Annotated in this window: 2 protein-coding genes; one reads left to right on the top strand and one right to left on the bottom strand. The window is 69.4% G+C overall.

The genetic code is table 11. The annotated features are described in order from the left end of the window. Positions 1-143 precede the first annotated feature (143 nt). A complete protein-coding gene (locus VZL07_RS34610; protein ID WP_426752206.1) occupies positions 144-2480 on the bottom strand; it encodes a TIGR02266 family protein in 2337 nt (778 codons plus the stop codon). Positions 2481-2656: 176 nt separating this feature from the next. On the opposite strand from VZL07_RS34610, the gene guaB reads away from it, so the two are divergent. Next, the gene (guaB, locus tag VZL07_RS34605) at positions 2657-4114 is read left to right on the top strand and encodes an IMP dehydrogenase (protein WP_426752205.1); all 1458 of its coding nucleotides are present in this window, start codon (positions 2657-2659) and stop codon (positions 4112-4114) included. Positions 4115-4201 lie beyond the last annotated feature (87 nt).

Raw genomic sequence — 4201 nt, 5'->3', positions numbered from 1 at the left:
GGAGCGCGCTCAGCTGTCCGGGGGGAGGCGAGGCGCTACTCATAGCAGGCAAGGTCAGACACTAAAGCTTGACTAGCAACACCGAAAAATTCCCCCAAACCCGCATGACGCAGAGAAAAGGCTCACAGTCACAGTGAGCGAATTCACGCGCGGCTGAAGAGTCCCTTGAGCCACTCCATGAAGCCTCTCTGCTTGGGAGTGACAGCGGCCGCGACGGTCTGTGCGGGCGGTGCGCCGCGGAGCGCCGACTGCACCGGGCGCACGGCGCCGGGCGTCACGGCGGACGTCTGCGCCAGCTGTCCCGTGGAAGCATTGACGGGCGCCGCGGGGCCCGTGGCCGTCGCTCCCACGTGACTCGCGGCGCGTCCGGGGGACACCGGGGCGCGCGCGGGAGCGGAGGCGGGCGCACTCTCCACCTCGGCTTGCGCCAGCCGCGCCTTCACGGCCTCGGGCGTGTCGCGCGTGGAGAAGGTGCTCGTCACCTCGCGGCCGGACGAGGCCTCCCGCGCGGTGACCTTCAGCAGCGACTCGTTGTTGACCTCGAAGGTGACGTTCACCTGCACGGCGCCGCGCGGAAGCTTGGGCAAGCCCTCCAGCTTCAGCGTGCCCAGGTACTCGTTGTCCGCCGCCTTGTCGGAGTCACCCTGGAACACGGTGAGCTCCAGCTCCGTCTGGCCGTCGCGGTGCGTGGCCAGGGTGTAGCTCTTGGTGGACGGCAGCGACGTGTTGCGCTCCATCACGGCCTTGAAGCGGCCCCCGGGCAGGCCCACGCCAATGGCCATGGGAAGCACGTCGATGAGCACCACGCCGTCGAGCTGCCCCAGGCTGTGCGCCAGCAGCGCCGCGCCCAGCGCCACGGCCTCGTCCGGGTGGACGCCCTTGCTGGGCGGCTTGCCGAAGAACTTCGTGATCTTCTCGTGCACCAGCGGGAAGCGGCTCTGGCCTCCGACGAGGATGACCTCGTCGATGTCCTGCGGCGCCACCTTCTTCGCCGCCAGCACCTCGGCGCAGACCTGGAGGGTGCGGTCCACCAGGCCTTCCGTCAGCTCCACCAGCTTCTGCCGCGTGAGCGTGACGTCCAGGTCACACGGCTTGTTGTCGATCATCGTCACGAAGGCCACGTGCACCCGCACCTCCGAGCGCTCCGACAGCGCGCACTTGGCGCGCTCGGCCGCGTCGTTGATGCGCTGCAGGGCCACCCGGTCGCCCTGGAAGGGCCGGCCCATGGCCTTCTCGAACTCCGCCAGGAGGTACGTGACGATGGCGTTGTCGAAGTCGATGCCGCCCAGGAACGTGTCGCCGCCGGTGGAGATGACCTCGTAGACGTTGTCGTTCAGCTCCAGCACCGACGCGTCGAAGGTGCCACCGCCCAGGTCGTACACCAGCACGCGCTGGTTCAGCTTGCGCCCGTAGCCGTATGCCAGCGCCGCCGCCGTGGGCTCGTTGAGGATGCGCTCGATGTAGAGGCCGGCCAGCTTCCCGGCCTCGCGCACCGCCTGCCGCTGGTTGTCGTTGTAGTAGGCCGGGACGGTGACGACCGCCCGGGACACCTGGTGCCCGAGCTGGTTCTGCGCCACCTCCCGGACCTCGCGGAGGATGAGGGCGGAGATCTGCTGCAGGGTGTAGACGTGCTCGCCCAGCTTCACGCCGGCGTCGCCGTTCTCACTGGAGGCAATCTCGTAGTGGAAGCGGTCCTTGATCTGCTCCACCACCGGGGACGCGAAAGGACGGCCCACCAGGCGCTTGGCGCCGTACACCGTCTGGCGCGGATTGGTGAGCATCTGCCCCTTGGCGGGGTGGCCCACCACCAGCTTCCCACGCGTGTTGACGGCGATGATGGAGGGCACCGTGTTGTGCCCCTCACGACTGGGCAGCACGCCCGGCTTGCCGTTGCGGACGTACGCCGCGCACGAGTTCGTGGTGCCCAGGTCGATGCCGATGACGACCCCCGCGCGCCGGGGCTCCTCCGAGGCCAGGTTCAGCGCCGCATTGGATATCATCACGGGCGGTGCGGCCGGGGCCTCGGCGCCTCCCCCGGTGGCAACCGCCGTGGCGGGAGTCAGCTCGGCGGCCGGCGTGAGGGGCGCCTGCGCCAGGGGTGGGACGGTGTAGTCAGGCGGGCCGACGCCGGAGGGGACCGGCGGAACGTCCGCCTGCGCGTGGGGGAGGGTGACGACGACGGAGTCCAGGAAGCGGCGGGTCGGCGCGTCCACGTTCAGGAAGCGCAGCCCCATGCCGGGCACACCCTGGCTGCCCTGGCCGGTGACGAAGTGGACGACGGCTGCCGCGTAGATGATGCGCTCTCCCCCCGCCAGCTTGAGGTCCAGGGTGACGGCCGTCCCGGGGGGCTTCACCGCGCGTGCGCGCAGGTAGATACCACCCCGGGTCACATTGGGGCCGTACTTCGCCAGGAACTCCTCGGGCGTCGCGAAGGGCAGCTTCACGACGAGCCCGACCGCACCCTGATTCGAATCCGTCAATGCCCGGTTCCTGAGACGAGAGGGGATACTGGGTTGCGATTATCGCCCGAACTCCGAGGGAACGGGCGTCAAAAACAGCGCCCTTCCCCGTTGCGCCGGGGCAGCGTACCTCGTATGGAACCGCACCCGCGGGCTCTGGTGCTCCGCGGGCCTTTCAGCCCACGGGAGCGCCGCTCATGCTCAACCCCGATATCCGGCTCGCCCTTACTTTCGATGACGTCCTGCTGGTCCCGGCCGAGAGCTCGGTCGTCCCCAAGGACGTCGACCTGTCGACCCGGCTCACACGCAACCTCCGCCTCAACATCCCGCTGCTGTCGGCGGCCATGGACACCGTCACGGAATCGCGGACGGCCATCGCCATGGCCCAGGAGGGCGGGATTGGTGTCATCCACAAGAACATGACGCCCGAGCAGCAGGCGCTCGAGGTCCTCAAGGTCAAGAAGTTCGAAAGCGGCATGGTGGTGGACCCGGTCACCATCGAGCCCGAGGCCCCGCTGGGCCGCGCGCTGGAGCTGATGCGCCTGCACGGCGTGTCCGGCATCCCGGTGGTCCAGGGCAAGCGGCTGGTGGGCATCGTCACCAGCCGCGACGTGCGCTTCGAGACCAACTTCACCCAGAAGGTGGAGGCGGTGATGACGCGCAAGCTCGTCACCGGCCGCGAGGGCATCACCCAGGACGACGCGCAGAAGCTGCTCCACGAGCACCGCATCGAGAAGCTGCTCGTCGTCAACGAGGCCTTCGAGCTCAAGGGCCTCATCACCATCAAGGACATCGAGAAGCGCCGGACGCACCCCAACGCGGCCAAGGACGGCAAGGGCCGCCTGCTGTGCGCCGCCGCAGTGGGCGTGTCCGCGGACCGCGAGGCCCGCGTCGAGGCGCTCATCAAGGCCGGCGTGGACGTCATCGTCGTGGACACCGCGCACGGCCACTCCAGCGCGGTGCTCGACGGCGTGCGCGACACCCGGAAGAACTTCAGCGGCTTCGAGCTCATCGCCGGCAACGTCGCCACCGCAGAGGCCACCCACGCGCTCATCCGGGCGGGCGTGGACGCGGTGAAGGTGGGCATCGGCCCCGGCTCCATCTGCACCACCCGCGTGGTGGCCGGCGTGGGCGTGCCCCAGGTCACCGCGGTGGATGACTGCGTGCGCGAGGCCCAGAAGCACGACGTGCCCGTCATCTCCGACGGCGGCATCAAGTACTCGGGCGACATCGTCAAGGCGCTGGCCGCGGGCGCCAGCACGGTGATGATCGGCTCGCTCTTCGCCGGCACCGAGGAGTCCCCGGGCGACGTCATCCTGTACCAGGGCCGCAGCTACAAGAGCTACCGCGGCATGGGCAGCCTGGGCGCCATGAAGCAGGGCGCCAAGGACCGCTACTTCCAGGCGGACGTGGAGGCCGTGAAGCTGGTGCCGGAAGGCATCGAGGGCCGCGTCCCCTACAAGGGCACCCTGGCGATGAACGTCCACCAGATGCTGGGGGGCATCCGCAGCGGCATGGGCTACGTGGGCTGCCGCACCATCGACGACCTGCGCACCAAGGCCACCTTCGTCCGCATCACCTCGGCCGGGCTCAAGGAGAGCCACGTGCACGACGTCATCATCACCGAGGAGGCGCCGAACTACCGCGTCGAGTAGCCCGGAGGCCCCGGGACGGGCGGCTGGTGTCGTCCGTCTCGCGCGGAGCCCTGGCCACGAAAAAAGGGCCCGCGCCACGAGGCGGGG

Source organism: Pseudomyxococcus flavus, assembly GCF_050038885.1.
In the GTDB taxonomy this organism is placed as follows: Bacteria; Myxococcota; Myxococcia; order Myxococcales; family Myxococcaceae; genus Myxococcus; species Myxococcus flavus.
Note: the sequence above shows the minus strand (reverse complement) of the source record. Positions and strands in the feature narration are given on the sequence as shown.

Coding starts and splice junctions, on each gene's coding strand:
- guaB (WP_426752205.1), top strand. CDS start 2,657: ATGCTCAACCCCGATATCCGGCTCGCCCTTACTTTCGATGACGTCCTG.